At 36.1% G+C, this 25782-nt stretch carries 22 protein-coding genes; 7 read left to right on the top strand and 15 right to left on the bottom strand.

Translation table 11 applies throughout. From position 1 onward, the window contains the following. Positions 1-25: 25 nt before the first annotated feature. The 3 genes from BXY58_RS03855 to BXY58_RS03845 all read right to left on the bottom strand — a co-directional run bounded on the left by BXY58_RS03855 (position 26) and on the right by BXY58_RS03845 (position 6006). Complete coding sequence (locus tag BXY58_RS03855; RefSeq protein ID WP_120212466.1) at positions 26-694, bottom strand: hypothetical protein; 669 nt, start codon at positions 692-694, stop codon at positions 26-28. Between the two features lie 93 nt (positions 695-787). Next, a complete protein-coding gene (locus tag BXY58_RS03850) occupies positions 788-4135 on the bottom strand; it encodes a methylmalonyl-CoA mutase family protein (protein ID WP_120212465.1) in 3348 nt (1115 codons plus the stop codon). A 236-nt stretch (positions 4136-4371) separates the two neighbouring features. Continuing rightward, the gene (locus BXY58_RS03845; protein ID WP_120212464.1) at positions 4372-6006 is read right to left on the bottom strand and encodes a leucine-rich repeat domain-containing protein; all 1635 of its coding nucleotides are present in this window, start codon (positions 6004-6006) and stop codon (positions 4372-4374) included. Positions 6007-6104: 98 nt separating this feature from the next. Here BXY58_RS03845 and BXY58_RS03840 point away from each other — a divergent pair, with 98 nt between their 5' ends. After that, on the top strand, positions 6105-7697 hold the full coding sequence (locus tag BXY58_RS03840) for a hypothetical protein (protein WP_147366802.1): 1593 nt from the start codon (positions 6105-6107) through the stop codon (positions 7695-7697). Between the two features lie 45 nt (positions 7698-7742). On the opposite strand, the gene BXY58_RS03835 is transcribed toward BXY58_RS03840, so the two are convergent. Both BXY58_RS03835 and BXY58_RS03830 read right to left on the bottom strand, forming a co-directional pair. After that, positions 7743-8219, bottom strand: coding sequence for a Dps family protein (locus tag BXY58_RS03835; RefSeq protein WP_120212462.1), 477 nt, complete (start codon positions 8217-8219; stop codon positions 7743-7745). A gap of 86 nt (positions 8220-8305) precedes the next feature. Continuing rightward, entirely contained in the window at positions 8306-9175 is an 870-nt protein-coding gene (locus BXY58_RS03830; RefSeq protein ID WP_120212461.1) for a hypothetical protein, read from the bottom strand. 145 nt (positions 9176-9320) lie between these two features. On the opposite strand from BXY58_RS03830, the gene rpsL reads away from it, so the two are divergent. The 6 genes from rpsL to BXY58_RS03800 all read left to right on the top strand — a co-directional run bounded on the left by rpsL (position 9321) and on the right by BXY58_RS03800 (position 15680). Then, on the top strand, positions 9321-9734 hold the full coding sequence (rpsL, locus tag BXY58_RS03825; protein ID WP_002983146.1) for a 30S ribosomal protein S12: 414 nt from the start codon (positions 9321-9323) through the stop codon (positions 9732-9734). A 22-nt stretch (positions 9735-9756) separates the two neighbouring features. Beyond that, entirely contained in the window at positions 9757-10233 is a 477-nt protein-coding gene (rpsG, locus tag BXY58_RS03820) for a 30S ribosomal protein S7 (protein WP_002983149.1), read from the top strand. 6 nt (positions 10234-10239) lie between these two features. Next, positions 10240-12357 (top strand): elongation factor G, encoded by a 2118-nt coding sequence (gene fusA, locus BXY58_RS03815; RefSeq protein ID WP_120212460.1) that lies wholly within the window; start codon positions 10240-10242, stop codon positions 12355-12357. Positions 12358-12374: 17 nt separating this feature from the next. Beyond that, a complete protein-coding gene (gene rpsJ / locus BXY58_RS03810; RefSeq protein WP_002661363.1) occupies positions 12375-12680 on the top strand; it encodes a 30S ribosomal protein S10 in 306 nt (101 codons plus the stop codon). Positions 12681-12917: 237 nt separating this feature from the next. Continuing rightward, positions 12918-15134, top strand: coding sequence for a zinc-dependent metalloprotease (locus BXY58_RS03805; protein ID WP_120212459.1), 2217 nt, complete (start codon positions 12918-12920; stop codon positions 15132-15134). Between the two features lie 90 nt (positions 15135-15224). After that, entirely contained in the window at positions 15225-15680 is a 456-nt protein-coding gene (locus BXY58_RS03800; protein WP_120212458.1) for a low affinity iron permease family protein, read from the top strand. Positions 15681-15720: 40 nt separating this feature from the next. Here BXY58_RS03800 and BXY58_RS03795 read toward each other — a convergent pair whose 3' ends face one another. The 10 genes from BXY58_RS03795 to BXY58_RS03750 all read right to left on the bottom strand — a co-directional run bounded on the left by BXY58_RS03795 (position 15721) and on the right by BXY58_RS03750 (position 25618). Further along, positions 15721-16245: a DUF4252 domain-containing protein gene (locus BXY58_RS03795; protein ID WP_120212457.1), complete on the bottom strand. Its 525-nt coding sequence runs from the start codon at positions 16243-16245 to the stop codon at positions 15721-15723. A gap of 11 nt (positions 16246-16256) precedes the next feature. Next, on the bottom strand, positions 16257-17504 hold the full coding sequence (locus tag BXY58_RS03790; protein ID WP_120212456.1) for a DUF4252 domain-containing protein: 1248 nt from the start codon (positions 17502-17504) through the stop codon (positions 16257-16259). 103 nt (positions 17505-17607) lie between these two features. Further along, positions 17608-18330 carry a hypothetical protein gene (locus tag BXY58_RS03785; RefSeq protein WP_120212455.1) on the bottom strand — a complete coding sequence of 241 codons (723 nt, stop codon included), beginning with the start codon at positions 18328-18330 and terminating at the stop codon, positions 17608-17610. Continuing rightward, the gene (locus BXY58_RS03780; protein ID WP_120212454.1) at positions 18296-18814 is read right to left on the bottom strand and encodes a sigma-70 family RNA polymerase sigma factor; all 519 of its coding nucleotides are present in this window, start codon (positions 18812-18814) and stop codon (positions 18296-18298) included. The genes BXY58_RS03785 and BXY58_RS03780 overlap by 35 nt, the downstream gene beginning before the upstream one ends. 203 nt (positions 18815-19017) lie before the next feature. Continuing rightward, positions 19018-20277 (bottom strand): serine hydrolase domain-containing protein, encoded by a 1260-nt coding sequence (locus BXY58_RS03775; RefSeq protein WP_120212453.1) that lies wholly within the window; start codon positions 20275-20277, stop codon positions 19018-19020. A 103-nt stretch (positions 20278-20380) separates the two neighbouring features. Beyond that, positions 20381-21313 carry a 2-hydroxyacid dehydrogenase gene (locus BXY58_RS03770; RefSeq protein WP_120212452.1) on the bottom strand — a complete coding sequence of 311 codons (933 nt, stop codon included), beginning with the start codon at positions 21311-21313 and terminating at the stop codon, positions 20381-20383. A 74-nt stretch (positions 21314-21387) separates the two neighbouring features. Further along, the gene (locus tag BXY58_RS03765) at positions 21388-21915 is read right to left on the bottom strand and encodes an acyl-CoA thioesterase (RefSeq protein WP_120212451.1); all 528 of its coding nucleotides are present in this window, start codon (positions 21913-21915) and stop codon (positions 21388-21390) included. Next, positions 21887-22564, bottom strand: a complete 678-nt coding sequence (locus BXY58_RS03760) for an HU domain-containing protein (RefSeq protein WP_120212450.1) — start codon at positions 22562-22564, stop codon at positions 21887-21889. The genes BXY58_RS03765 and BXY58_RS03760 overlap by 29 nt, the downstream gene beginning before the upstream one ends. Before the next feature lie 92 nt (positions 22565-22656). Further along, the gene (locus tag BXY58_RS03755) at positions 22657-23325 is read right to left on the bottom strand and encodes a T9SS type A sorting domain-containing protein (RefSeq protein ID WP_120212449.1); all 669 of its coding nucleotides are present in this window, start codon (positions 23323-23325) and stop codon (positions 22657-22659) included. A 157-nt stretch (positions 23326-23482) separates the two neighbouring features. Then, positions 23483-25618, bottom strand: coding sequence for a TonB-dependent receptor (locus BXY58_RS03750; protein WP_120212448.1), 2136 nt, complete (start codon positions 25616-25618; stop codon positions 23483-23485). Positions 25619-25782: the final 164 nt, after the last annotated feature.

Here is a 25782-nt window from a genome sequence, read left to right as displayed (position 1 = left end):
CAAACTTTGAGAGATTTTAAAAGTCTTATTTAGGATTGAAGATAGCCTTTTCTTCTAATTCAACTTTATCTAGAGCTGTTCTAACACCTTTGATTGAATTTTCATAATTATTGTCCTTCCATTTTTTCAAAAGTTCATTTTTGAAATTATAATTAGCAAGAATAAAATGTTGATCATTCAAATCAATGATTTTTGTGTCAAGTGCGGCGTGAGCCATCTTTCCAGTTTCAATCATTCCATAGTATGAAATCATAAAACCATAATTTACATTTACAAAGAGAAGTTCATCAACACCATACTTTGTTTTCAGATCGCTGAAATCGTAGCTCGAATATTTTTTACCTTCAGCTTTTGTTCCAGAAAATTTCTTTGCGGTTTTAGAGTCAAATTTTTCGTCAATAATGATTACTTCTTTGCCTTTAGACTTAAAAATGTCTGAGTAAATGATTGTCAGTTCATCTTTGGGATGAATGTTTTGACCTATCAGATCTAGCGCTTCTTTGTATTTGTCACCAGATGTCACCGCCATATCTAAAAGGCCTTGCGATCCTTCTTTGAATTTGGTAGGAGGGTTGGAATTTATTAGAATACCGACTTTAGTTGGTTTTTGCCAATAGTCAGCGGACAACGCTACTTTTGGGATACAACTTGTTATTAATAATAAAAAAGAGAAAAATAAGATTAATTTTTTCATGGTGATAATTTTTTCGATTGCGAAAATAATAAAAAAACCTCAAAGAATTTCCTTGAGGTTTTAATTTTAAATAATTGGATGGCGACCTTCGCCCTACATATTTCTTCTGTATTTACCACCCACTTCAAACAAAGCATTGGTAATCTGTCCAAGCGAACAATATTTTACGGCATCCATCATCACTTCAAATAAGTTTTGTTGGTTGATTGCTGCGTGTTGTAAAGTTTTCAAAGCTTCTGCAGATTTATCTTGATTAGAATTTTGGAAATTATGAAGCATTTCAATCTGGAATTGCTTTTCTTCCTCAGTCGAACGGATCACTTCTCCCGGACGAACGGTTGGCGAACCGTCTTTCCCTAAGAAAGTATTTACTCCGATGATTGGATATTCTCCAGTGTGCTTCAACCATTCGTAATGCATCGATTCTTCCTGGATTTTTGAACGTTGATACATTGTTTCCATCGCTCCAAGAACGCCGCCTCTTTCTGTAATTCTGTCGAATTCTGCATAAACAGCTTCTTCCACCAAATCCGTCAATTCTTCAATAATAAATGAACCTTGCAGCGGATTTTCATTTTTCGCTAAACCTAATTCTTTGTTAATAATCAACTGAATCGCCATTGCTCTTCTTACAGATTGCTCAGTCGGAGTTGTAATCGCTTCGTCATAAGCATTCGTGTGCAATGAATTACAGTTATCATAAATTGCGTAAAGCGCTTGAAGAGTTGTTCTAATGTCATTAAAATCAATCTCCTGAGCGTGAAGTGAACGTCCTGAAGTTTGAATGTGATATTTCAACATCTGGCTTCTTTCATCAGCGCCGTATTTCAACTTCATAGCTTTTGCCCAGATTCTTCTCGCCACACGCCCGATTACTGAATATTCAGGATCGATACCGTTGGAGAAGAAGAAAGATAAATTCGGTGCAAAATCATTGATGTCCATTCCTCTTGACAAGTAATATTCAACATACGTGAAACCATTTGCCAAAGTAAATGCCAACTGCGAAACCGGATTTGCACCCGCTTCTGCAATGTGATATCCTGAAATGGAAACAGAGTAGAAGTTTCTTACTTTTTCTTTGATGAAATATTCCTGAACGTCACCCATCAATCTCAAGGCAAATTCCGTAGAGAAAATACACGTGTTTTGAGCCTGGTCTTCTTTTAAAATATCTGCCTGAACAGTTCCACGAACAGTTGCGATAGTTTTAGCTTTAATTTCAGCATAAACATCCGCAGGAATTATTTCATCTCCCGTGATTCCTAATAATTTTAAACCTAAACCATTATTGGAAGGGGGTAATTCTCCGTTATATTTTGGTCTTGCTAAACCTTTGTCGTCGAATTTTGCTTTTAAAACTTCCTCAACCTTAGCCTCAAGCTTATGCTCAGCAATATATTTTTCAACATTCTGATCAATGGCTGCATTCATAAAGAAAGCCAGCAACATCGGCGCTGGTCCGTTGATGGTCATTGAAACCGAAGTCATTGCATTCACCAAATCAAAACCTGAATACAGTTTTTTCGCATCATCTAAAGTCGCGATAGAAACTCCCGCATTTCCGATTTTTCCATAAATATCCGGTGGTAAAGCTGGATCCTGACCGTATAATGTTACCGAGTCGAATGCTGTAGATAAACGTTTTGCAGGCATTTCCGCAGAAACGTAGTGGAATCTTCTGTTCGTTCTTTCTGGACCTCCTTCTCCAGCGAACATTCTCGTTGGATCTTCTCCGGTTCTTTTGAATGGATAAATTCCCGCTGTAAAAGGAAATCCTCCTGGAAGATTTTCCTGACCTTTCCATTTAATCAAATCGCCCCAATCATTATATTTTGGTAATGCGATTTTTGGAATTCTTAAATGAGACAAAGATTCTGTTGAGGTTTCAACTTTAATTTCTTTTCCTCTTACAAAGTATGAATAAAACTCTTCGTGGAAAGCTTTTTTCGTATCATCCCAGGTTTTTAGGAAGTCGATGTTTTCCTGTTGAAGTTCTTTTTCAGCTTTTTGATATTCAGCGTCCAAAGTTTCATTGGAGATAATTTTTTTAACACCATCAATATGATACATTGTTCTGGCTAATTCAGCTTGCTTTTCAATGTTGGCATCATATTGTTTGTTGTTTTCAACGATTTCAGAAAGGTAACGAACTCTTTTTGGAGGAATGATCGTTACTTCGTCTGTAATTTCCTGTTCAACAAAACCTTGTAGATTTAAACCAGTAAATTTATCGTTGACTTTAGAAACCAACCTGTTGTATAATTCTGTCGTTCCGTGGTCGTTGAACTGAGATGCCTTTGTTGCGTAAACCGGCATTTCATCCAATGGCTGTTCCCACAATAAGTGGTTTCTCTGGAATTGTTTTCTAACCGCTTGAAGTGCATCAAGAGCTCCTCTTTTATCAGATTTATTTAAAGCAACCAAATCCGCATAATCCAGCATATCGATTTTCTCCAACTGTGTAGAAGCTCCATATTCAGGAGTCATCACATACATTGAAACATCAGCAAAATCCGAAACTTCCGAACCTGATTGTCCAATACCTGAAGTTTCCAAAATAATTACATCTGGATGAGCCAATTTTAAAACATTCAAAGCGGAATGAATGAACGGAGAGACCGAAACGTTGTTTTCTCTTGTCGCCATCGAACGCATATAAACTCTTGGATCATTGATCGCGTTCATACGGATTCTGTCACCCAAAAGCGCACCTCCCGTTTTCTTTTTAGAAGGGTCGATAGAGATGATTGCAATTTTTTTATCTGGATTTGAACGAATGAAACGTCTTACCAATTCGTCTGTTAATGAAGATTTTCCTGCTCCACCAGTACCTGTGATCCCGATGATGGGAATATTTAAATCTTTTGATTTTTCGTCTATAGCAGCAACCAATTCCGGTTTTTCTTCTGAGAAGTTTTCAACCGCAGAAATGATTTTAGCAATGCTTGTAGAATTTTCAAAACTAATTGATTCTAAATCATTTGCGGTAACTTCTTTACCTGTTGCGAAATCTGATCTTTTCACCAAATCATCGATCATTCCCTGTAGACCAAGCTCACGGCCGTCATCTGGAGAATAAATTCTGTCGATTCCGTAAGACATAATATCTTCGATTTCTTCAGGCAGAATTACACCGCCACCGCCACCAAAGATTTTGATTTGTGGTGAGTTTTTCTCTCTTAAAAGGTCGTAGATATATTTAAAATATTCGTTGTGACCGCCTTGGTAAGAAGTTAAGGCAATCGCATTGGCATCTTCCTGGATCGCTGTGTTAACAACTTCCTCTGCAGATTTGTCGTGTCCAAGGTGAATGACTTCACATCCTGTTCCCTGAATCACACGACGCATGATATTGATCGCAGCATCATGACCATCGAATAACGATGCAGCTGTCACGATTCTTACTTTATTTTTTGGAGTATATTTTTGGGTTTCCATTTCTTAAAATCGATAGTGCCCAAAGATAATATTTTTTGGGAAATGGCAATGAGGAGGGAAGATGGATGTTTGGAATATGAGAGTTTGAGAGTTGAGAATGGGAGGTTTGAAAGTTTTGTGTGGTGATTGAAAACGAAAACCATAGCCCCGATTGCAGCGGTTACCCCACAGCAAGCCTTGGAAGGTGCGGCTGCGCGAGGAGTATGAGCGGAAAGCGGGATTAAGCTCCTAAAAAATTATTGTTTGATGAACTTGAAGTTTTTGTTGCCTTCCTGTGTTTTGATGATCAGCATATAAACGCCGCTTGGAAGTTTGGAAACATCAATTTTTGATTTGGATTCTGACAGCATTTGTTTACCACTCAGGTCATAAATATGAACTTTCTGAATATCATATTTGGTACTTACAATATTAAGGTAATCGGATGTTGGATTCGGGTAAATGTTGAAATACTTTGCGTTTTCTGCAGTTCCAAGAACTTTAACCAAAGAAATAGGCTCTCTGAAAAGCGATAAATCAAACACAACATTATTATCTAAAACGGAATAGGTATAAGCCTCGACGGTATATGTGGCATAATCTGATTCCTGCACGCTATTGAAGCTGAAATCAGCGGTTGTTGTATTGGTTTTCTGATCCAGATTTTTGAACCAGGTGAATGTATAGTCGCTGCCGGATAATGACTGATCCAACTTCGCCGGCTGACCGAGAATACCCAAGATTTCCTTTTCTCCGTCATAGCGTTGGGGTGAATAATCTAAATCGGTTTGTACATTATTGTCAACAATGTAATTGGATAGTTGTGATTTGTTGAATCTATTGTTGCTGAGATACGTAATGGGCGGCAGTCTGTCATCGAGATCACCCGAAAGCTGATTGCTGTTAAGATTTAGCATCAATAATTTTGGCATCCCAAGAAATTCTGATGGAAAATTACCCGAGAGTGCATTATTGTTCAGAAACAATTGCTGAAGATTGGTTAATCCCGTCAACAAAGAAATACCACCGGAGATTTTGTTTCTTCCCAGATTAAGTGTCTGAAGTTTTTTCAGCTGCGAAATCTGAGAAGGGATCTGACTTAATTGATTATTTTCCAAAGACAGCCAAGCCAGATTGGCTAAGGTTGATAACCCGGAAATATTTTGTTCTGTAATATTGTTATTGCTAAGGTTAAGGCTTGTCAGCTGTGTCAATTGTGAGACCTGATTCGGGATCTGGGTTAATTGTAATCCGGATAATGAAAGGCTTGTCAATTTTGGATGATTGGCAATATTAGCAAAAGCATTAGCCGGGATTGGGTTGTTGTCAAGAATCAGGTTTTCTAAATTTGGGAAAGCCGTGATTTTGGCAGGAATATTTTGTAACCCAAGGTCAGCAATATTAAGAATCCTGATATTATTAAAATTCTGAAGCATCGCATTAACATCAGAAATTGTAAACGCGTTGCCGCCCAAAGCCAAATCTTCCAGATTGAAAAGTCCTGTCAGAGAATTGGTAGGATCAGCCGTTAATCTATTGTTGCTGATGTCTAATCTGGTTAACAAGCTTAGAGAAGAAACTCCCATTGGAACCTCTCCCGAAAGCTGATTATTGCTAAGATCCAGTTTTGTTAATCGGGGTAATGAAGAGACATAAGATGGAAAAGTTCCCTTAAGCGCGTTACCAGAAAGGTTGAGCTCTACAACAGCGCCATTCCTTACAGAAACACCAAACCACGTCCGAGGATCTTTTTCCGTATCCCAGGTTCTGTTCCAGTTTTCACCATCTGTAGCGTTGTATATACTGACCAATGCACTGCGTTCTGCATTGGAAATACTCCATTGCGAGAACAGGGAATTGGAAATCAGTAAAAAGAATAGAATTTTTTTCAATTGTGTATAAGATTAATGAGCAAATATAAGAGATAATAGAATTAGTTAATCTGATTTTTAAAAAATTAATGATTATTTTCGCAATCAAAATAAAAACTATGCGCAGATACCTCTATTTTTTGATTCTATTTTTTACTTTTATATTAGGATTCTATTTTTATCTGGCATATAGCAATCTCTCTGGGAATGTATTTATATATCCGTTAGATGATGCTTATATTCATCTTGCTCTTGCAAGAAACTTTGCTGAAAATGGAGTATGGGGAGTCAATCCAGGTAGCTTCGATAGTGCCTCTTCTTCTATTTTGTATACACTTATACTTAGCGGATTGATAAAATTATTTGGAGATAATGTTTATTATCCTTTAATCGTCAACGTGTTTGCTGGTTACGGAACGGTTTATTATGCTTACAGATATTTCAGTGATTTTTATGGAAAGAAAGAGGTTCTATGGGGATTGATTTTACTTATTCCTTATTGCCAGCTTTGCTATATGATGCTTATCGGGATGGAGCAGACCTTGCATATTCTTCTGACTGTAATGATGCTTTACTATCTTGTAAAGAATCTGAAATCTGATTTTGCTAGCTATGATTGTCTTAAATTATTTTTTGTTTCCATGTTATTTGGAGCAGTAAGATTTGAGAGCATGTTTTTTATTTCAATTCTGGCATTTTTACTATTGTTAAGCAAAAATTGGAAAGTAAGTTTAATGGTCTTTTTTGCCGGATTTTTACCAATAGTTATTTTCGGAATTTTTTCAGTTAAAAGTGGCGGTTATTTTTTTCCCAACTCGCTTCTGATGAAAGGAAATTACCCTGAGTCTAATTTTTTTGTTAGCGTTTGGAATATCTTCAAAAATGGGATTGTACTTAATATTTCTTTTTATAAATTGTTTTTAGCGCCATTTCTTATACTATTCTTCTACTTTTTGTCAAAGTATAAAACTTTTGATTGGAGAAAAATAGTGGTTAATGAAGTTGTTACAATCACTGTTTTTGGAACCATTGTATTGCATAGTCTTTTTGCCGTGATACGTTACAGGTATGAAAGCTATCTCACGGCTGCTTTGGTTTTAATTCTTGTTCCAGTTGTTGTTGCTTTTTTCACACAAAAACAAGCGGATGGTAAATTTTCTTTATACAGGAAACTTGTTTTGGGCTCGTTTTCATTAGTGGTGGTTTATAGCATATATATAAGTGTGTTTAATTATAAGGTTGTTAAATATGCTTCAAAAAATATAGAAGAACAACAGATCGAAATGGCTAGATTTTTACACATTTTCTATCCAAATCAAAAAATTGTAGCCAATGATATTGGTGCTATTTCTTATTTTTCCGATGTTGAGATATTTGATATTGCAGGATTGGCTTCTACCAATGTTGCCGGTTTTTATCTTGAGAATAAGCATTTGGGGACCAAGCTTTTTGATAAAAAATACCACGATTATATGTCGGAAATAATTCATAAAGATAAATTTCGGGTAGCAGTTATCTATCCAAAGTGGTTTCCTGATGGTGTTCCGGCGGATTGGATTCCGATTGTGTCATGGACAATCAAGAAAAAAACGGGCGTTGCCAATCAGACAGTTGTTTGGTATGCTGTTAATGAAAAAGAAGCGGGTATTCTTTTGCAAAACCTTAAAAAATTTGATCTTAATAAGAATGTTGAGAAACAATATTACAAATAAAAAAATCCAGCTTATGAAAGCTGGATTTTATGTTAAGTTTAAATTTTACTTCCCAAGATAAGAATTATACATCCAGACTTCTTTTTCCTGTTCTGTGATATAGTCGCTCATTTGAGAATTGGTTCCTTCGTCGCCGGCTTCCTCAGTGATATCCAGAAGCTCTCTCTGAAGATCGATAACAACTTTGAAAGAATTAAGGATAATTTCCACACTTTTGTTACCATCACTTACTTCTTTGCTTTCTTTGATTGTAGAAACCGTAAGATATTCGGAATAATTGTGAGCTGGTGTTGCGCCTAGTGTTAGAATCCTTTCCGCAATTTCATCAATTTTTAAAACCAAACTATTATAAAGCTCCTCAAATTTCGGATGCAAGGTGAAGAACTGTTCGCCTTTGATGTTCCAGTGCGAACCTCTTGTGTTTTGGTAGAACACTGAATAATTGGCTAATAATACGTTGAGTTTGTCTGCGATTTTTTTACAATCGGCTTCATTCAGCCCGATTAATGCTGCATTTTTCATAATAAATAAATTATGCTGAACTACTATTAATAACTATGCCAAAATCCTTTGAATTTTAGAACAAGAAAATGATTTTTTTCATTGTATTATTTTATAATATCTATGGCTTTTCTTACTTCATTATTATCCGGCTGCTGTTTAGGACATTTTTGCACGCCCGCAGCATATTTGTCTTTTATGAAGTCATTATAATCCTCACAGTTTTTGAAAATATTAAACTCCTGATTCTTATAATCCCAAACGATTCCTTTTCCGGAATTGACTATTCCAGGTGCTCCAACGTTATAAGCCCAACCCTTTGCCCACACATTGGCTAAAGGAACTTCTGTATAGATATAATTGTCACCACCAAATAAAGCTTTTACAAAACTATTGGGAAAGTCCGCTGTTTGCGCTCTGTCTGTCTTGTTTCTGTGGGTCAATATTGCGGCCACATTAAAATACAGGCTACCGTGATAAACAACTGCAAAAACATCTTTAAGTTTTTTATCAGATTTTGTATCATAGAAAAAACATTCAGTAACGCTATCATCTACTAACTCTTTTGTGAAACCAATCAGTCCTTTTTTTGAAAGTTCTTCATTGCCGGAAGGTGTTTTCTTTATAAAATCTTCCTTTGTAGCATAGATCCCTTCCGGATAATCACTTTTAGTCGTATTCTCTTTAATCAAAGTAGAATTAGTAAGTGAAGTACTTTCTCCTGTTATCAATGTGAATTTTGGATCCGATGCTGCTACTTCTTCAATATTTTTAATTGAATTGTCATACAGCTCTTCCATTTGCTTATTGGTTGCATTGAGGTAATGAGCTTTTCCGTTCTTATCCCAAGTCAAGTCTTTGAATGCAATGGTCTCGTTAGTTAAAGTTGTAAGAATTCCTTCTTTGTAGTTTTTCTTTTCTTGAGAAAAGATACTGGTAAATAGTAGTAAAGCGACTAATGCTAATGCTCTTTTCATGATTAATAAATTATTTAAGTTTTTTGCAAACATACAAAATGCCCGTAAAAAATTAAGATTATAGAAATTAAATTTAATTTCCCATAACTGCTTGTAGATTAAAAAATTATTTATATTTTTGCACCCTAAAATAAAAAGCAATTAAATGCCTACTATTCAACAATTAGTAAGAAAAGGAAGAGCCACGCTTGCCAAGAAGAGCAAATCGGCTGCCCTTGATTCTTGTCCACAAAGACGTGGTGTATGTACGAGAGTATATACTACTACACCGAAGAAACCTAACTCTGCACTTAGAAAAGTTGCAAGGGTAAGACTTTCTAACGGTAAAGAAGTTAACGCCTACATCCCGGGCGAAGGACATAATCTTCAAGAGCACTCGATAGTATTGGTAAGAGGCGGAAGGGTGAAAGACCTACCGGGAGTACGTTACCACATCGTAAGAGGTGCATTAGACACTGCAGGTGTAAATGGAAGAACACAGAGAAGATCTAAGTATGGAGCTAAGAGACCTAAACCAGGTCAGGCTGCAGCTGCACCAGCAAAAGGAAAGAAAAAATAATCATTAAATAAGGAATAAGACAATGAGAAAGACGAAAGCGAAAAAAAGACCGTTGTTACCAGATCCGAAATTTAATGATCAATTGGTAACTAGATTCGTAAATAACCTAATGCTTGACGGTAAGAAGTCAATCGCATTCAAAATTTTCTATGATGCATTGGATATCGTAGAAACTAAAAAAGGAGATAACGAAAAAACTGCACTTGAAATCTGGAAAGATGCATTGACTAATGTAATGCCTCACGTAGAAGTACGTTCTAGAAGAGTAGGTGGAGCTAACTTCCAAATTCCTATGCCAATCAGAGCTGATAGAAAAATTTCTATGGCAATGAAATGGTTAATCAAATATTCTAAAGCTAGAAATGATAAGTCTATGGCTTTGAAATTAGCTAACGAAGTTGTAGCTGCTTCAAGAGAAGAAGGTGCAGCTTTCAAAAAGAAAACTGATACTCACAAAATGGCGGAAGCTAACAAGGCTTTCTCGCACTTCAAATTCTAATCTGAAATGGGAAGAGATCTTAAATTTACAAGAAATATTGGTATTGCTGCTCACATTGATGCAGGTAAGACTACCACTACAGAAAGGATTTTATTCTATACAGGTGTAAACCACAAAATTGGAGAGGTTCACGATGGTGCTTCTACAATGGACTGGATGGAACAGGAAGCAGAAAGAGGTATTACAATTACTTCTGCTGCAACTACTTGTAACTGGAATTTCCCAACAGATCAAGGTAAGAAATTACCTGAAACAAAACCTTACCACTTCAACATCATCGATACACCGGGACACGTTGACTTCACTGTAGAAGTAAACAGATCTTTGAGAGTATTAGATGGATTGGTATTCCTTTTCTCTGCAGTAGACGGAGTAGAGCCTCAGTCTGAAACAAACTGGAGACTTGCTGACAACTACAAAGTTGCTAGAATGGGATTCGTAAACAAAATGGACAGACAAGGTGCTGACTTCTTGAACGTTGTAAAACAAGTAAAAGAAATGTTAGGATCTAATGCAGTTCCAATCGTTTTACCAATCGGTGCTGAAGAAGATTTCAAAGGGGTTGTAGACTTAATCAAAAACAGAGCGATCATCTGGGATGAAGCTGGACAAGGTGCTACTTATGAAGTAGTTCCAATTCCGGAAGATATGAAGGATGAAGTTCTTGAATACAGAGAGAAATTAGTAGAAGCTGTAGCTGATTATGATGAGACTTTGATGGAGAAATTCTTCGAAGATCCGGATTCAATTTCTGAAGAAGAAATCAACGAAGCACTTAGAAAAGCTACTATCGATCTTTCTATCATTCCTATGACTTGTGGTTCTTCTTTCAAGAACAAAGGAGTACAGTTTATGTTGGATGCTGTTTGTAAATATCTTCCTTCTCCACTAGATAAGGATAATATCAAAGGAACAGACCCAAGAACTGATGCTGATATCGAAAGAAAACCATCTGTTGAAGAGCCTTTCGCTGCATTAGCTTTCAAAATTGCTACTGACCCGTTCGTAGGTAGATTAGCATTCTTCAGAGCTTATTCAGGAAGATTGGATGCTGGTTCTTATGTGTTGAACACAAGATCTGGTAACAAAGAAAGAATCTCAAGAATCTATCAGATGCACGCTAATAAGCAAAATCCGGTTGAGTATATCGAAGCTGGAGATATCGGTGCAGCTGTAGGATTTAAAGATATCAAAACAGGAGATACGTTATCTGATGAAAAGAACCCAATCGTTCTTGAATCTATGATCTTCCCGGATCCGGTAATCGGTATCGCTGTTGAGCCTAAAACTAAAGCTGACCAGGATAAAATGGGTAACGCTTTGGCTAAATTAGCTGAAGAAGATCCAACGTTCCAGGTTAAGACTGACGAGGCTTCAGGACAAACTATTATCTCTGGTATGGGTGAGCTTCACTTGGATATCATCGTAGACCGTATGAGAAGAGAGTTCAAAGTAGAAGTTAACCAAGGTCAGCCGCAAGTAGAGTACAAAGAAGCTCTTACACAAAAAGCTAACCACAGAGAGGTTTACAAAAAGCAATCTGGAGGTAGAGGTAAGTTCGCGGATATCGTATTCGAAATCGGTCCTGCTGACGAAGGTAAAACAGGTCTTGAATTCATCAACGAAATTAAAGGTGGTAACATTCCTAAAGAATTTATCCCTTCAGTTGAAAAAGGATTCAGAGAAGCTATGAAGAACGGTCCTTTAGCTGGATTCGAAGTAGAAGCGATGAAAATCGTTCTTAAGGACGGATCTTTCCACGCAGTTGACTCTGACCAATTATCTTTCGAATTAGCTGCTAAGCTTGGTTTCAAAGAATCTGGTAGAGCTGCTAAAGCGGTGATCATGGAACCAATTATGAAACTGGAAGTTGTAACTCCGGAAGAATATATGGGTGATATCGTAGGTGACCTTAACAGAAGAAGAGGTACAGTAAACGGTATGGACGATAGAAACAACGCTAAAGTTATCAAGGCTTTCGTACCACTATCTGAAATGTTTGGTTATGTAACTTCTCTTAGAACTTTATCTTCAGGTAGAGCAACATCTTCTATGGAATTCGAAAAATATGAAGCTGCTCCGAACAACGTTGCTGAAGAAGTAATCGCTAAGGCTAAAGGTTAATATTAAATTAGATTAAAATGTCACAAAGAATCAGAATAAAACTTAAATCTTACGATTACAACTTGGTAGATAAATCTGCAGAGAAAATCGTAAAAACGGTAAAGGCGACTGGTGCTGTTGTAAACGGTCCTATCCCATTGCCAACGAACAAGAGAATCTTCACGGTGTTGAGATCTCCGCACGTCAACAAGAAGGCAAGAGAACAGTTCCAACTTTCTGCTCACAAAAGATTGATGGATATCTACTCTTCTTCTTCCAAAACTGTTGATGCTCTAATGAAATTAGAACTTCCTTCAGGAGTAGACGTAGAAATTAAAGTGTGATAATTGAGCCTTTTGGCTTATCATATTGATATAAATCCCTTTTCGAAAGAAGAGGGATTTTTTTGTTGTAATAAATTATGACATCTTAAAATAAGCTTAAAATAATATTTAGAATTTTTATTAAAACAGGATTATTTATAGATAAATTAAATTACTTTGTTAAAATTAAAATATTTTTTAAAAATCAATACAATATTTATAATAAAATATTACATTTGTCACCCTTAATTTAAGAATATGAAGAAAACATTAACTACTTTGCTATTTTTAGGTAGCTTACCATTGATTAATGCGCAATGGAGTAAAGCAACACCTAATGTAGCACTCACAAAAAAAAGTGATAACTCAGTTTATTACAAATTAGACATCGATGCTATTAGAGGTCAATTGCTGGCAGCTGATAAAGTTGATAAGAATGTTGGAACTGTTACTGTCAGTATTCCAACAGCAGATGGAATAGAAAGATTTGCTGTGAATAGCTTCCCGGTAATGGATGAAACTTTGGCTAATCAGTATCAATTGGGATCTTATGTTGGAGTAGGAATTGATAATCCTACAAAGTATATTAGATTCAGTGTTGCTCCTAATGATTTCCAATCCATGATTATTGATAATGGTAAATATGAGTTTATTGAGCCGGCAACAGATAACAAGGCTTTTTATTCAGTTCATGGAAAGACCAGTAAAAATGGTGCTTTTGTTTGCGGTACAAAAGAAAGTACGGAGTCTATTGAGAGATTAAATCAATTAGCAAAGAATGGAGCTGCAGAAAAATCAGGGAACAAAAAATTCCATACACTTAGATTAGCCATGTCTGTTACTGGAGAATATACAACGTATTTTGGCGGAACAGCAGGTGCACTGGCTCAAATCAATGCAACGCTCACAAGAGTAAATGGCGTTTTTGAACAAGAATTTAATTTACATCTTAATATGGTCAATGCTCCGAATCTCATTTTCACAACAGCATCTTCTGATCCCTACAGCAATGCAAGTCAAATGTGCAAATGGAACTATGAGCTAATGAATGTTCTTCATGGAGGAAACTATGGTATAACAGATGCAGATTATGATATAGGACACTTATTTGGTGCAACTGGCGGAGGAGGAAATGCTGGATGTATTGGATGTATTGGAAGCAATGATATTACGACAACATCTTACTCAGCAGCTAACGGAGGTTGTGGATACGCATATATCGCTCCAGATAATTATAAAGGCAGTGGTATTACATCCCCTGGTGATGATGTTCCAAAAGGTGATAGCTTCGATATCGATTATGTGGCGCATGAGCTGGGACATCAATTAGGAGATTCTCATACCTATAGCTTTTATGAGCAATATCTGAACAAAGAAATGGAACCTGGTTCTGGATCAACAATTATGGGATATGCAGGAATCACTGGCTCAACAACTGATGTTCAGGCCCATTCTGATCCTTATTTCCATAGTGCAAGTATAGACCAGGTTCAAGCCAATCTTGCTTCAAAAACGGTAGATGTTGAAACGGATATTGCCAATAACCCTCCGGTTGTTACTGCTATGACGACTTCTTACACTATTCCAAAAGGGACAGCATTTGTATTAACAGCTAATGCTACAGATCCAGATGGAGACGCTCTTACTTATTGCTGGGAGCAGATGAATAATAGCACATTAGCCAATGGAGTCACTAAAAGTAATATTGGCAATACAACATCTGGGGCTAGCTTCAGATCATATCCTCCAACCGCAAATCCAACAAGATATTTTCCAAAACTCTCTACAGTTCTGGGAGGCACAGTGAAAAATACAGCAGACTTTGAAGCTGCATCTACAGTTGCCAGAACAACTAATTTCAGAGTAACTGTGAGAGATAATAAACCAGGAGGGCAAGCACAGACCGCTTTTGCAACACAAACAATTGTGGTTGGATCTGCAAGTGCATTTACTGTCAACACACCTTCTACATTATCTGCAGGAGGGAACTCGACTATAACTTGGGTGGTTTCAGGAACTACAGCAAATCCATATAATGTTGCTAATGTTAAAATTGATTTCACGTCAGATAGTGGTGCAACTTGGACGACCTTAGCAGAATCAGTACCTAATTCTGGTACAGCAAGCGTTAATATACCTGCCAGTTTAATCGGTAAATCTGGACATGTAAGAGTTTCTGCTATAGGAAATGTTTTTTATGCCGTAAAACCGGCAACAGTAAGCGCAACATTAGCTGTGTCTGATGTGAGTTCGAAATCACTTCAAGTGTATCCTAATCCGGTAAAAGATGTTCTTAATGTTACAAACGTCACGGTGAATTCTTCTTACGAGATTTTCAATGCTGCAGGACAGATTGTATCTAAAGGTAATCTGGGTTCTGGAAAAATTGCTGTTAACAAATTAGCCAAAGGTGTTTATTTCATCAGTATTGATGATAAAGGTACAGTAGTTAAAACTAAATTTGTAAAAGAATAATCATCTAAAATTATTTCATATTAGGCCTCCAATTTTGGAGGTCTTTTCTTTTCTATTAAATTGATATATTTAATTAAAATTTAAAATAAAATGCAGAATAAAAATCTTTTCGAAAAATTTGCGAATTGGGCCACAAATTTCACCGGTAGTTCATACGCATTCATAAGCGCGACATCAATTGTAATAATTTGGGCAGTTTGTGGACCAGTTTTCGACTATTCGGAAACGTGGCAGCTAGTCATAAACACGGGAACTACTATTATCACTTTTCTGATGGTTTTCCTTATTCAGAAAGCACAAAATAAAGACAGTAAAGCGATCCAGTTAAAACTGAACGAGTTGATTGCGGCCAGCAAACAAGCGAGCAACAGATTGGTAGATGTAGAAGATCTTACAGAAAAAGAGCTGGATCATCTCCATAATTATTTTGTAAAAATTGCCGAATTATCCAAGAAAGATGAAGATATTCATAAGTGCTACTCTATTGATGTAGCAGTTAAAAAGCATAAAATTAAATACTCCAATAGAAATTCAGAAGATTTCTAAAGCACAAAAACCACTACAAAATAGTGGTTAATTGAAAAATTTAGTTTCTATGAATTTTGATTTGATTTTTTTCTGTCGCATTGATGATTTTTGAGATATCATCCGGCGTGAATTTCCCTTTCACATCTACAAAAATACTTTCGTCATTATCATCATTAACGGTGATTATCATTCGCTTGATTAAGTCTTTTGACTGTTGTGCATTGATGCTGATAAGCTGGCCCTGTTGTTTTACAGACATCCATTCTTCGTAGTTATTTTTGGAAAGATATTTTTGGAATTCTGCTTTAACCGGCGTTTTGGAACTTTCGACAATCAGCACTTTTACGTCGCTGATCCTCTTGACCAGATCAATCACTTCCTGGCTTTCGCCGTCTTCTCTTAAAGCCTGCTTCACGTAGGATTTCGCTAAGAAAGTCGGAACATTGATACTCACAAAAGTCGAATTTTCTTTGAATCCCGGATTATCAAAAAAATCGGTGTGAACTTTATTTTGAGAAACCATACACGACTGAAGAAAAAAACCGACAATCGTCAAAATAATAATGTATAAGAATCGTAGCATAATTTTAGTTTTTAGTTGATTGAAGTAATGCTTGCGCCTGTAACTTCCTGGGCAGATTTGCTTACCTTAGAAGGATTTCCTCTGTACTGGATGGATGATGCCGAACTTGCGCTTGCTGTCAGACTTTCTGTTGTATTGATTTTCACATTGGCTCCGGAAGAGGCATCTACAACTGCTGATTTGGTAACAAAATCATTAGCCGATATAGAACTTCCGCTGCTTGCGCTGTAAACGCCGGAATCTGCTTTGCCCGCTAATTTGATAGAACTTCCGCTACTTGCTTCCAAAGCCAGGGATTTGGTTTCAAGGTTCATTTTGACATTAACACCGGAAGATACTTCCAAGGCCGTGTTTGTAGAGATTTTAAAGTCTCCCGAAACCTGTGACCCAGATGTACAGCTTGCAGCAAAATTGGTTTCATTAACTGGTGTTACTGCTTTGAAACTGGAACCGGATTTAGTAACCAATCTGGATAATTTTGGTCCGGAAACAATCACTTTAAGACTATTGAAATTCAGATTCTTAACACCTTTGTTTCTCACAAAGATTTTCAATACACCATTTTCAACTTCAGTGATAACATATTGTTGCTTTTCAGGTTCTACTTTCACAACCACACTTTGCTTTGGACTTTGACTGAATTCTACATCAACTCCCGAAGAAGTTTCTATCCCATTGAAAGCAGGAACATCTCTTACACTGCCAACATTAGTTTTATCAGATTTGATTGTAGAAACCGGATTTAGAGAAGATACATTTTTAGTTTCCTGCATCAGATTGTTTACATCCTCCATAGAGATTTTTCCGTCCAACATCATCAGTACAGAACTGTCTTCTGACATAATGTTAAGAATCAGATTGTCCATCACATTGGATGTGATATCCTGAGCCATAAATTTGATTTTAGCATCACGATTGTTCACAGTGACCAATTCCTCATATTTCATATTTTTGAGAGAATTTGCAATTTCCTTTTCGATTTTCTTTTCGTCTACAAGAGGATTATCTGATTTTGCAGATTTTTCCAGAACCAGCATTTTAAGTCCATTAACTTTTCCTAAAAGCGGTTGAATTTTACCTAATTCTTCGTCATCAATTTTAAGATTATTCAATAACTTGAACATAGGTTTTGCAATCTTGATAGAGGTCACACCTTCTGTGTCCTGATATTTATCAAAGAGCTTATTAAGTTCTTCTGTTTGTCCGAAAATATTAGTGGACAGAAGAAATAATACGATGAATATTGATATTTTTTTCATAATAATTTTTGGTTGTTGTCTAAGGTCTTATGCAATCGCCATTTCGTTAGTACTATTTCAGAAGATTCGTAGATAGCGACTTCATTTTTGATTAATTAATATTTTAAAAATTAAGAATCCTGTAAAAATCCAATGATTGATTTTGGGCAGATTCTGCCTGATTTATGGTTTGGGTAACGTTACTTGCAAAATAATTAAAAGTATCCTCTGTTATAGCGATGGCTTCCTGTTCGCTGTAGATTGGTTTTCCATTGATGATAACATAATTTGGATTATACTCCGAATCTGAGTTTACTTGATTTTGGGCTTGATTATCAGTTTTAATTGGTTTCGGCTGCTGAGAAGCGAATTGCGCTTTTGGTTGTTGATTTTCCGCTGAATTTTTCTTCTCAATCGTTTGCTTTACTGGATGCATATCTTGTTGAGCTAAAACCGGCTGTTGAGTCTGAGTTTCTTCTACCGGAGCAGCTTTTCGCGCTTCAACTTTCTTAGGCGCTACATTATGATTAGCAATTTGAGGTGCTATGTTCTCAGGATTGTTGAACATCCAAAGTCCTGTGATTCCCATTAACATTACCAAACTCGCAGCCATCCAATATTGTGTGTAAGATTTCCTTTTTACAATCGGAAGCGCAACTATTTTTGGTTCTTCGGTTTTCTTTAAGAAATCGTCGAAGCTTATATCTAATTTATCCTGTTTCTCTTCATTCAGAAAAGAAAAATAGGGGTTATCACTTTCGTTTTTGAGAAACAGATGTTCTTCCGGCGTCAACTCTTCGCCTTCGAAGAATCTAGATTCCCAATCCTTGTATCTGTCTGTTTTCATATGCATAAAGTTTGTTAATTGATTCTTTCACTTTTTGTCTGGCTCGCATCAGGTTCACGCGGACTGCGTTTTCCTCCATCTCCATAATTTCCGAAATCTCCGAAATCTCATATTCCTCGACATCTTTTAAGTGAATGACCATTTTTTGTTTCTCTGGCAGTTGGTTAATAAATCCCAAAATCTGCTCTCTCATATTATTGGTTTCTATCTGATAAAGTTCTGACTGATGTCTCGTCTGGCTTGCAAACCCGAGTTTCACTTCGTGATGTTTCAGGCGGTTCAGACATTCGTTTTTTACACTTCGCAGAGCAAAACTTTTCAGATTTTCCACAACCATCAATTCATCTTTCTTTTGCCAGAATTTCATCATCAGATCCATTACAACATCTTCGGCTTCATCTGCGCTCATCAAAAACTTTTTCGCAAAACGATACATCTCATCTTTGAGAATATATACCGTTTGTTTAAAGTGGTCTTGAGTCATAGATTCAGTTTAATGTTTGAGGTTAAAAGTTTTTATTCTTGAAACCTTATCAATTCTTGGTTGTTTAAAAGTAAGACATTTGTCAATCAGAATTTATTACATCAAAAATAAAAAAAGAACTTTAATAATTATTAAAGTTCTGATAATCAATTTATTATTTTTTATAATATTTTTATATTTCTGCCGTTATATTGTGTGGTTATTTATTCTCCGGCATTCACACTAGCAGAATCATTTTCTGCCGAAGCTCCTTTAGGATTCATTGTTTTGTTAAATTTTTCCATTTCGAAAGGGAAATTTTCAAACAATCCTGATAACGACAATGCGGAATAAACTCTTTGTGAGTACTTGTTTCCAATAGCAATAATCGTCACTTTCGATTTCAGAAGGTGCGCAAAAACCGAATTGGTGCCGTGCCACCAGCCATTGTGATAGGTCAGTTTTTCTCCGTTATCAAACTCCTTCATCCGGAAACCTAAACCATAATTGTTGATTCCTTTTTTCTCGTTGCTGTAAGGTTCGAAGATTTTGTTGGCTAATTCCGGTTTCAAGAAATCTTTTGAAAATAGCGCCACTGAAAAATTCAATAAATCTTTTGGTGTTGTGTAAACGTTTTTATCTCCATAAATCAAGTCCAAATTTGCCAATGGATACAATCTGAAACCGCTGTAGAAAGATTGTGAAGCTGTGGGAATATCTTTTTTCTGGAATATAAAAGTATGATTCATTTTCAATGGTTTGAAAACAATCTCCTGCATCGCTTCAGGAAAAGGTGTTGCAGTCACTTTTTCTACAATCAGCGCCAACAAAGCAAAGTTGGTATTGCAATACATAAATCCTGTGTTGGAAAGTCGCGCCAATTCTGGTTTGTATTTAATCAACACCTCCAAAACATCCTGATTTGTAATGAAGTCTTTTTTGAGTTCTTCCGGAGCAGGTTTGATGCCTTGGTCAAAATGCTCATATTTTGGAAGTCCGCTTCTCTGGGACAACAAACTGAAAACAGTAATATCCTTATAAGGAAACTTTGGAAAAAACTTAGTCAAATCATCTTCCAATTTCAGTTTTCCACCTTCAACCAATTTCAAAACAGCCATTGCCGTCATAGTTTTGCTAACAGAAGCTACGTGAAGTGGTGTGTTTTCATCAATTGGCATTTGCTTATTTTCTCTGCCAAAACCTCTATATTTTTCGAAGATGATTTTATCCCCTTTTGCAACAAGAATTCCTCCACTTAGGTCGCCTTGTTCCCAGATTTTCTGATAATAATTATTAATGAGAGGGAGAATCGTGGACTCGTTTTCTAAAGTAGATTCTGCTGGTGTAAATACTTTTGATAAATCGACGTTGCTGTAATTGGGAAGTTTGGATTGGTAGATTTCTGCTGTTTCTTCTTTTTGTTTTTTGCAGGAAATGATGGTGGCAACTGCTAAACCGACTGTAATTAATTTTCTAAAATTCATTGTTCTCCAAACTTCGTTAAGGCTCGCAAGTTAACATAAAATGAGTCTTTAGAAGATACCAATTTTCTTAAGAATTGTTAAATGTGGAGAAATTTTTCGAGACTTAATTTTTAAAATCTGCAAGAATTTTATCTACAATAACTTGTGCCAATTTCTCTTTGCTTTGATGTGTCCAACCTCCAATATGCGGTGTAACAATCACTTTTTCAGAATCTAATAAATATTTCAAATCCTGATTTTCTGTTTCCAGGTTTTCAAAAGAAGGCTTTTCATATTCCAGAACATCCAGACAAGCACCTAAAACTTTACCCGCTTCAATAGCTTGTACTAAGGCTTTAGTTTTCAAATTTTTTCCACGAGCGGTGTTCACAAAATAGAAATTCTTTTCCATTTTAGAAATGAATTCTTCATCAATCAAATAATTGGTTTCGCCCGTCAAAGGGATGTGAAGACTTAAAATATCAGCTCTTTTTTGAAGTGTTTCCAAAGAAACTTGTGTTGCAAATTCATCGGAAAGATTAGGCAAAATATCGTGAAAAATCACCTCAACACCAAAACCTGAAAGCCTTTTCGCTGTGGCTTTTCCCATATTTCCGTAACCAATGATTCCGAAAGTTTTTCCTAATAATTCATCACCACGATTTTCTTCGCGTTTCCAGATTCCGTTTTTCACTTCGTTCGATGCAATGAATAATCGGTTCATTAGAATTAACAACATTCCAACAACGTGTTCAGCAACGGAATCGCGGTTTCCCTCCGGCGAATTAATCAATTTAATTCCTAAACTTTCGGCCGTTTCAATATCGATATTTTCCATTCCAGCTCCCACTCTGGCAATGAACTTAAGATGAGAAGCTTTGGTCAAAAAGTTCTTGTCCAATGGAATTCGGCTTCGGATGATAATTCCTTCATAATTCTGGATTTTTTCCAAAACCTCATCATAACTGGAAGTATAATCTGCATCGAAAACAAAGCCTTTTTCAGAAAGTTGTTGTTCTATCAATGGATGATTGGTATCTAATAATAAGATTCTCATAAATAATTATAAATGATAATTTATAGTTGATAAACGATAAAAAAGAAACGGAAGAAAAAATCTTCCGTCATTAATTATATTTCAATTTCTCCTGCAAACAATTTTTTCAATTCTACAGAATCTGTTGGTTTCATTCTTCCGGAAAGAATCAGGGACAATTCTTTTCTTCTAAGTGCTGCATCAAAACGTTTCACCTCGTCTTCTGTTTCCGGCTCTATAGTAGGAATCGGAATCGGGCGATTGAATTCGTCTACCGCAACAAAAGTATAAATCCCTTCATTGGTATGGATTTTTGTTTGATTAATCGGGTCATCTAACCAAACATCAACATAAACCTCCATTGATGTCGAAAATGCCCTGGAAACTTTAGATTCCAAAACTACAATTCCACCTTCTGGAATCGGATGATTGAACGATACGTGATTCACAGACGCTGTTACAACTCTTCTTTCACAATGTCTTGTCGCTGATATAGAAGCCGCTCTGTCCATTCTTGACAATAATTCGCCTCCGAAAAGATTTCTTAATGAATTGGTTTCGTTGGGTAAGACAATATTCGTCATTACCGTAAGGCTATCTATTGGTTTTTTGGATTTTTGCATTAGTTGTAGGTTTTATACTATCTGTTTTTATAGAATCTTGTTTGGGAGCCACCAAAACTTTTGGTTTCTCAACTGTTTTGACAATTTGTTTTGCCGGGATATTTGATGATTTTCCGAATATCAGTTCTTGGTCTCCAAAAAGAAATAATGCTGTTGCTCCAACAACAATGACACTTAGAAAAGTCCAGATGACACCCTTATTGAAACTGTAATCTTCTGTAAAATTATTTTTTGATTTTAAAGTTTTAAGATGCTGTAAATCCACTTTTTCAAAACCAAAAACATCCTCATCATTATCCGTTACTTTAACAACCTTGTTATCTTCGTTTAATTGATATTGTCCAAGATTTTCAAGATTCAGAACATTTTCTGTCTGTAATTTCTGAAACCACTTTGCTACTTCATTTTTAAGGTTCATCTGAACAATGAAAAGATTGGAGTTGGTTTCATCAGCAATATATTTCGCTAACTGATTGTCGTAACCAGACGGATTATATTCGAAAGCAACAGTCTCTTTCGGAGGAATAATCATAGAATTTTCCGCATCAATTTTAGCAGATTCCCTGGTAAGCTGGAATATGCCAAACTCAGGAACTTCTGCCCTATTATGCTTCAGAAGATATTGATATAAAAGATATTCAAAATTCATCGCCACAAAACTACATAATTTTTGATGTTAAAGAAAATATAAAAGGTTGCTTTTATTAGCAACCTTTTTGATTTGATATGAATTAATTAAACTTAGTATGCAAATTTCACAGATTCTGAAATATTGTTACCGGAAATCGTCATCAGATACATCCCTTTTTGAGAAAGATTAAGGTCAACTGGGTTTCCATTGGCGTTCACTTTTAAAGTTTTGATAACCCTTCCTCCGAAATCATAAACTGTAACATCCAGATTTCCTTTTGCTGAAGTGAATAATTTCCCCGCAGCAACCTGAGATTTAGTTTTTGATCCAACTTCTGAAACAGCTAATGTTGTCAAAGTTGTTGGTCCTTCAAGATCTCTATCTGCAGATTGAACAGTTGCACCATTTTGTTGATTTTTGAAAACAATTCCAATTCTTTGAACTATTGTTCCCTGAGACATTGTATTATTAGAATTGGTAAACAACTTTGTGTTCAAATCAATTGTTCCTAAGTAAGCTCCTTCTGTATCATTCCAAGTCATTGTTGTATTGGAATTACTCCAGGCATCATCAAAGTTTCCCTGGTTATTATCTCCGTCAGATTGAGCAGACCAGACATGAACATAGATTGTCGGATTACTCTGTGGATCATAGAAACTCCAGTCTCCTGATTTCCCGTAAGTTAATTTGTAAACACCGTTTGATACGGTATAAGTTAATTGTGCAGAAAGTGCAGCGCCTGCAAATGCCGCAAGCACTAATGAATAGATTTTTTTCATAGATGTAAATTTTTAAGGTCTATATTTAATTTTAATGAATTTTTTATCAAACAATTAAAATCCTTGTAAATCTAATATTAATTTTAAGTTAACAGTAAAAAATCTACAATCAGACCTTAAAAAAAACATAACTAATTAATAATCAATTATAAAAATTTTATTTAAACTTCAAAGAAAGCCCAAAAAGGAAGTTAATTCCGGCTTGTGCGAAGTAATACGGTCCACTAAAACCGTTGTTAACATACTTCGTATTAGTGAAATTATTTAACAAGAACCGAAGTACTACATCTTGTCTTTGAAAAGGTAATTTATATGACATATTAAAATCAGGAACGAAATAAGAGTCCAACTGATTGACTTTATCTCCCGAATTATCCAAATATTGCTTTCCAACGTATTGCGCTGTAACACCAAGGTTGAAGTTTTTAAAAGGTGAATAAACGATATTACCATTAGCAATAATATTGGGAGAAAACGAAATATCCTCTCCTCCTAGCGTTTTCTTGACCGTGATTTCGTTAGATGGATTAGCCGGATCAGGCTCCTGCACATCCACCGTATATTTCATGATTTTATTATTGCTTAGCGTAAGATTTGCGGACAACTGCAATTGTTCTGACAATCTTGCCAATGCTCCCAATTCAATTCCCAGTCGGTAACTCTTGCCGATATTCTCTTTGATAAATTCTCCAACGTTGGTCAATTGCCCATTCAGCGCCAACTGATCAATGTAATACATATAATAGGCATTGGCCGTCAAAGCCACTTTACCAAATTGTTGTTCCCAACCCGCTTCAAAATCGTGAAGCGTTTCCGGTTTCACATCCGGATTGGCAAAAAGATCGTCTCTATTTGGCTCGCGGTGTGCATTAGCATACGAAACGAAAATCTTTCCATTTTCTATATTGAAAATAACTCCAGCTTTTGGATTGAAAAAAGTCCATTTTTTGTCCAGATCAGCACCTTCACCATCGCCTTGTGTAATGATCTTAGTATTATAATCGATATTCCTTAACTGCAGATCTCCAAAGAACTCGAATCGATTCAGTTTATAAATAGCCTTTGCAAATCCTGAAACTTCGTTCTTAACAGAACGGTTTCTGTAATATTCAAACTCATCAATTTGAGGAATAAAAACACCTGTTACATTTCCAAAATGTTTTCCGTAATACTGATTAGCAACTGCTCCGACATTAATACTCAAATCTCCCAGGTTTCCATACAACGTAGAAATCACACCATAGAAATCATTGTCCAGCCATTTTTTTCTGATGAAATCCGAAGTTTTGATTTCGGTTCCATTGTCGATGATGTTAGGCAAATTATATTTAGAAAATTTGGCATCCTGCTTATAATTCTCATACCAGCCTTTTCCTTTGGTATAATGTGCTGTGGTTTCTAATTTCCATTTGTCAGAAAATCTTTGATTCCATAATAATTGATAATGATTTTGCCTGTAATTATCGGTTTCGTTATCATAAAACCCCACAATATTCTCCCAACTCGCATCATAAATTGCTCCGGAATAATTGAATTTGGGATCCGTCTCCCAAGTTGCTTTATCAACGCCATTCCAGGCCTGATACGTTTTCTCTTTTCCTCCAAAAGCCAAAAACCTCAACTCTGTATTCTTCTCCTGGAACAAAGCAGAAAAATTATAGGAATGAAGATTAGAAAAAGCCCTGTCGATGTAACCATCGGAATGGATGTGCGTATATCGTCCCATCACAGACAGGCGGTTTTTCCAGAATTTCCCGGAATTGATCTCCGCCGAATATTTGTAAGTATTAAAGGATCCATAAGAATCATCTGACTTTACAGAAAACTCTTCTGCAGGATCTTTGGAAATGACATTAACACTAGCTCCAAAAGCAGAAACACCATTAGAAGAAGTCCCCACACCTCTTTGGATAACAATCTGTGACGCCGAACTTGTCAAATCCGGAACATTGACAAAAAAAGTACCTTGGGATTCGGAATCATTGTAGGGGACGCCATTTAGCATCACATTAACGCTGGTTCCCGCTGTTCCTCTAATCCTGAATCCTGTGTAACCAACACCATTTCCAGCATCAGAAGTGGAAATCACAGACATCTGGTTTTTCAAAAGGATCGGTAAATCCTGACCAAGGTTCTTATCCGCCAAATCTTTTTCGACATTAATGATCGCTTTGGCAACCGGAGTTCTCTTTGTGAATTCGACCGCTTGGATACTTGTAACTTTTACAGAATCCGTTGTTTGTGAAAGATAGAATGGAGCAATGAATACCCCTAAAAAAATAAATCCTTTCATTCTCTTAAATTTTTGTTGTTAAAATTTATTGGAATAAAAGGGGCGATTATGGTTATAAATGATTTGTGATGATTGATAAATGATTTTTTATAACGTTATTATTAATCACTTATCTTTTATCATTCATCGTTTATAATGAATGTTTCCCTAAACAGCATTATCTG

It is taken from the genome of Epilithonimonas arachidiradicis, from assembly GCF_003610695.1.
GTDB lineage: Bacteria > Bacteroidota > Bacteroidia > Flavobacteriales > Weeksellaceae > Epilithonimonas > Epilithonimonas arachidiradicis.
This window is presented reverse-complemented; position numbering and strand designations above follow the sequence as displayed.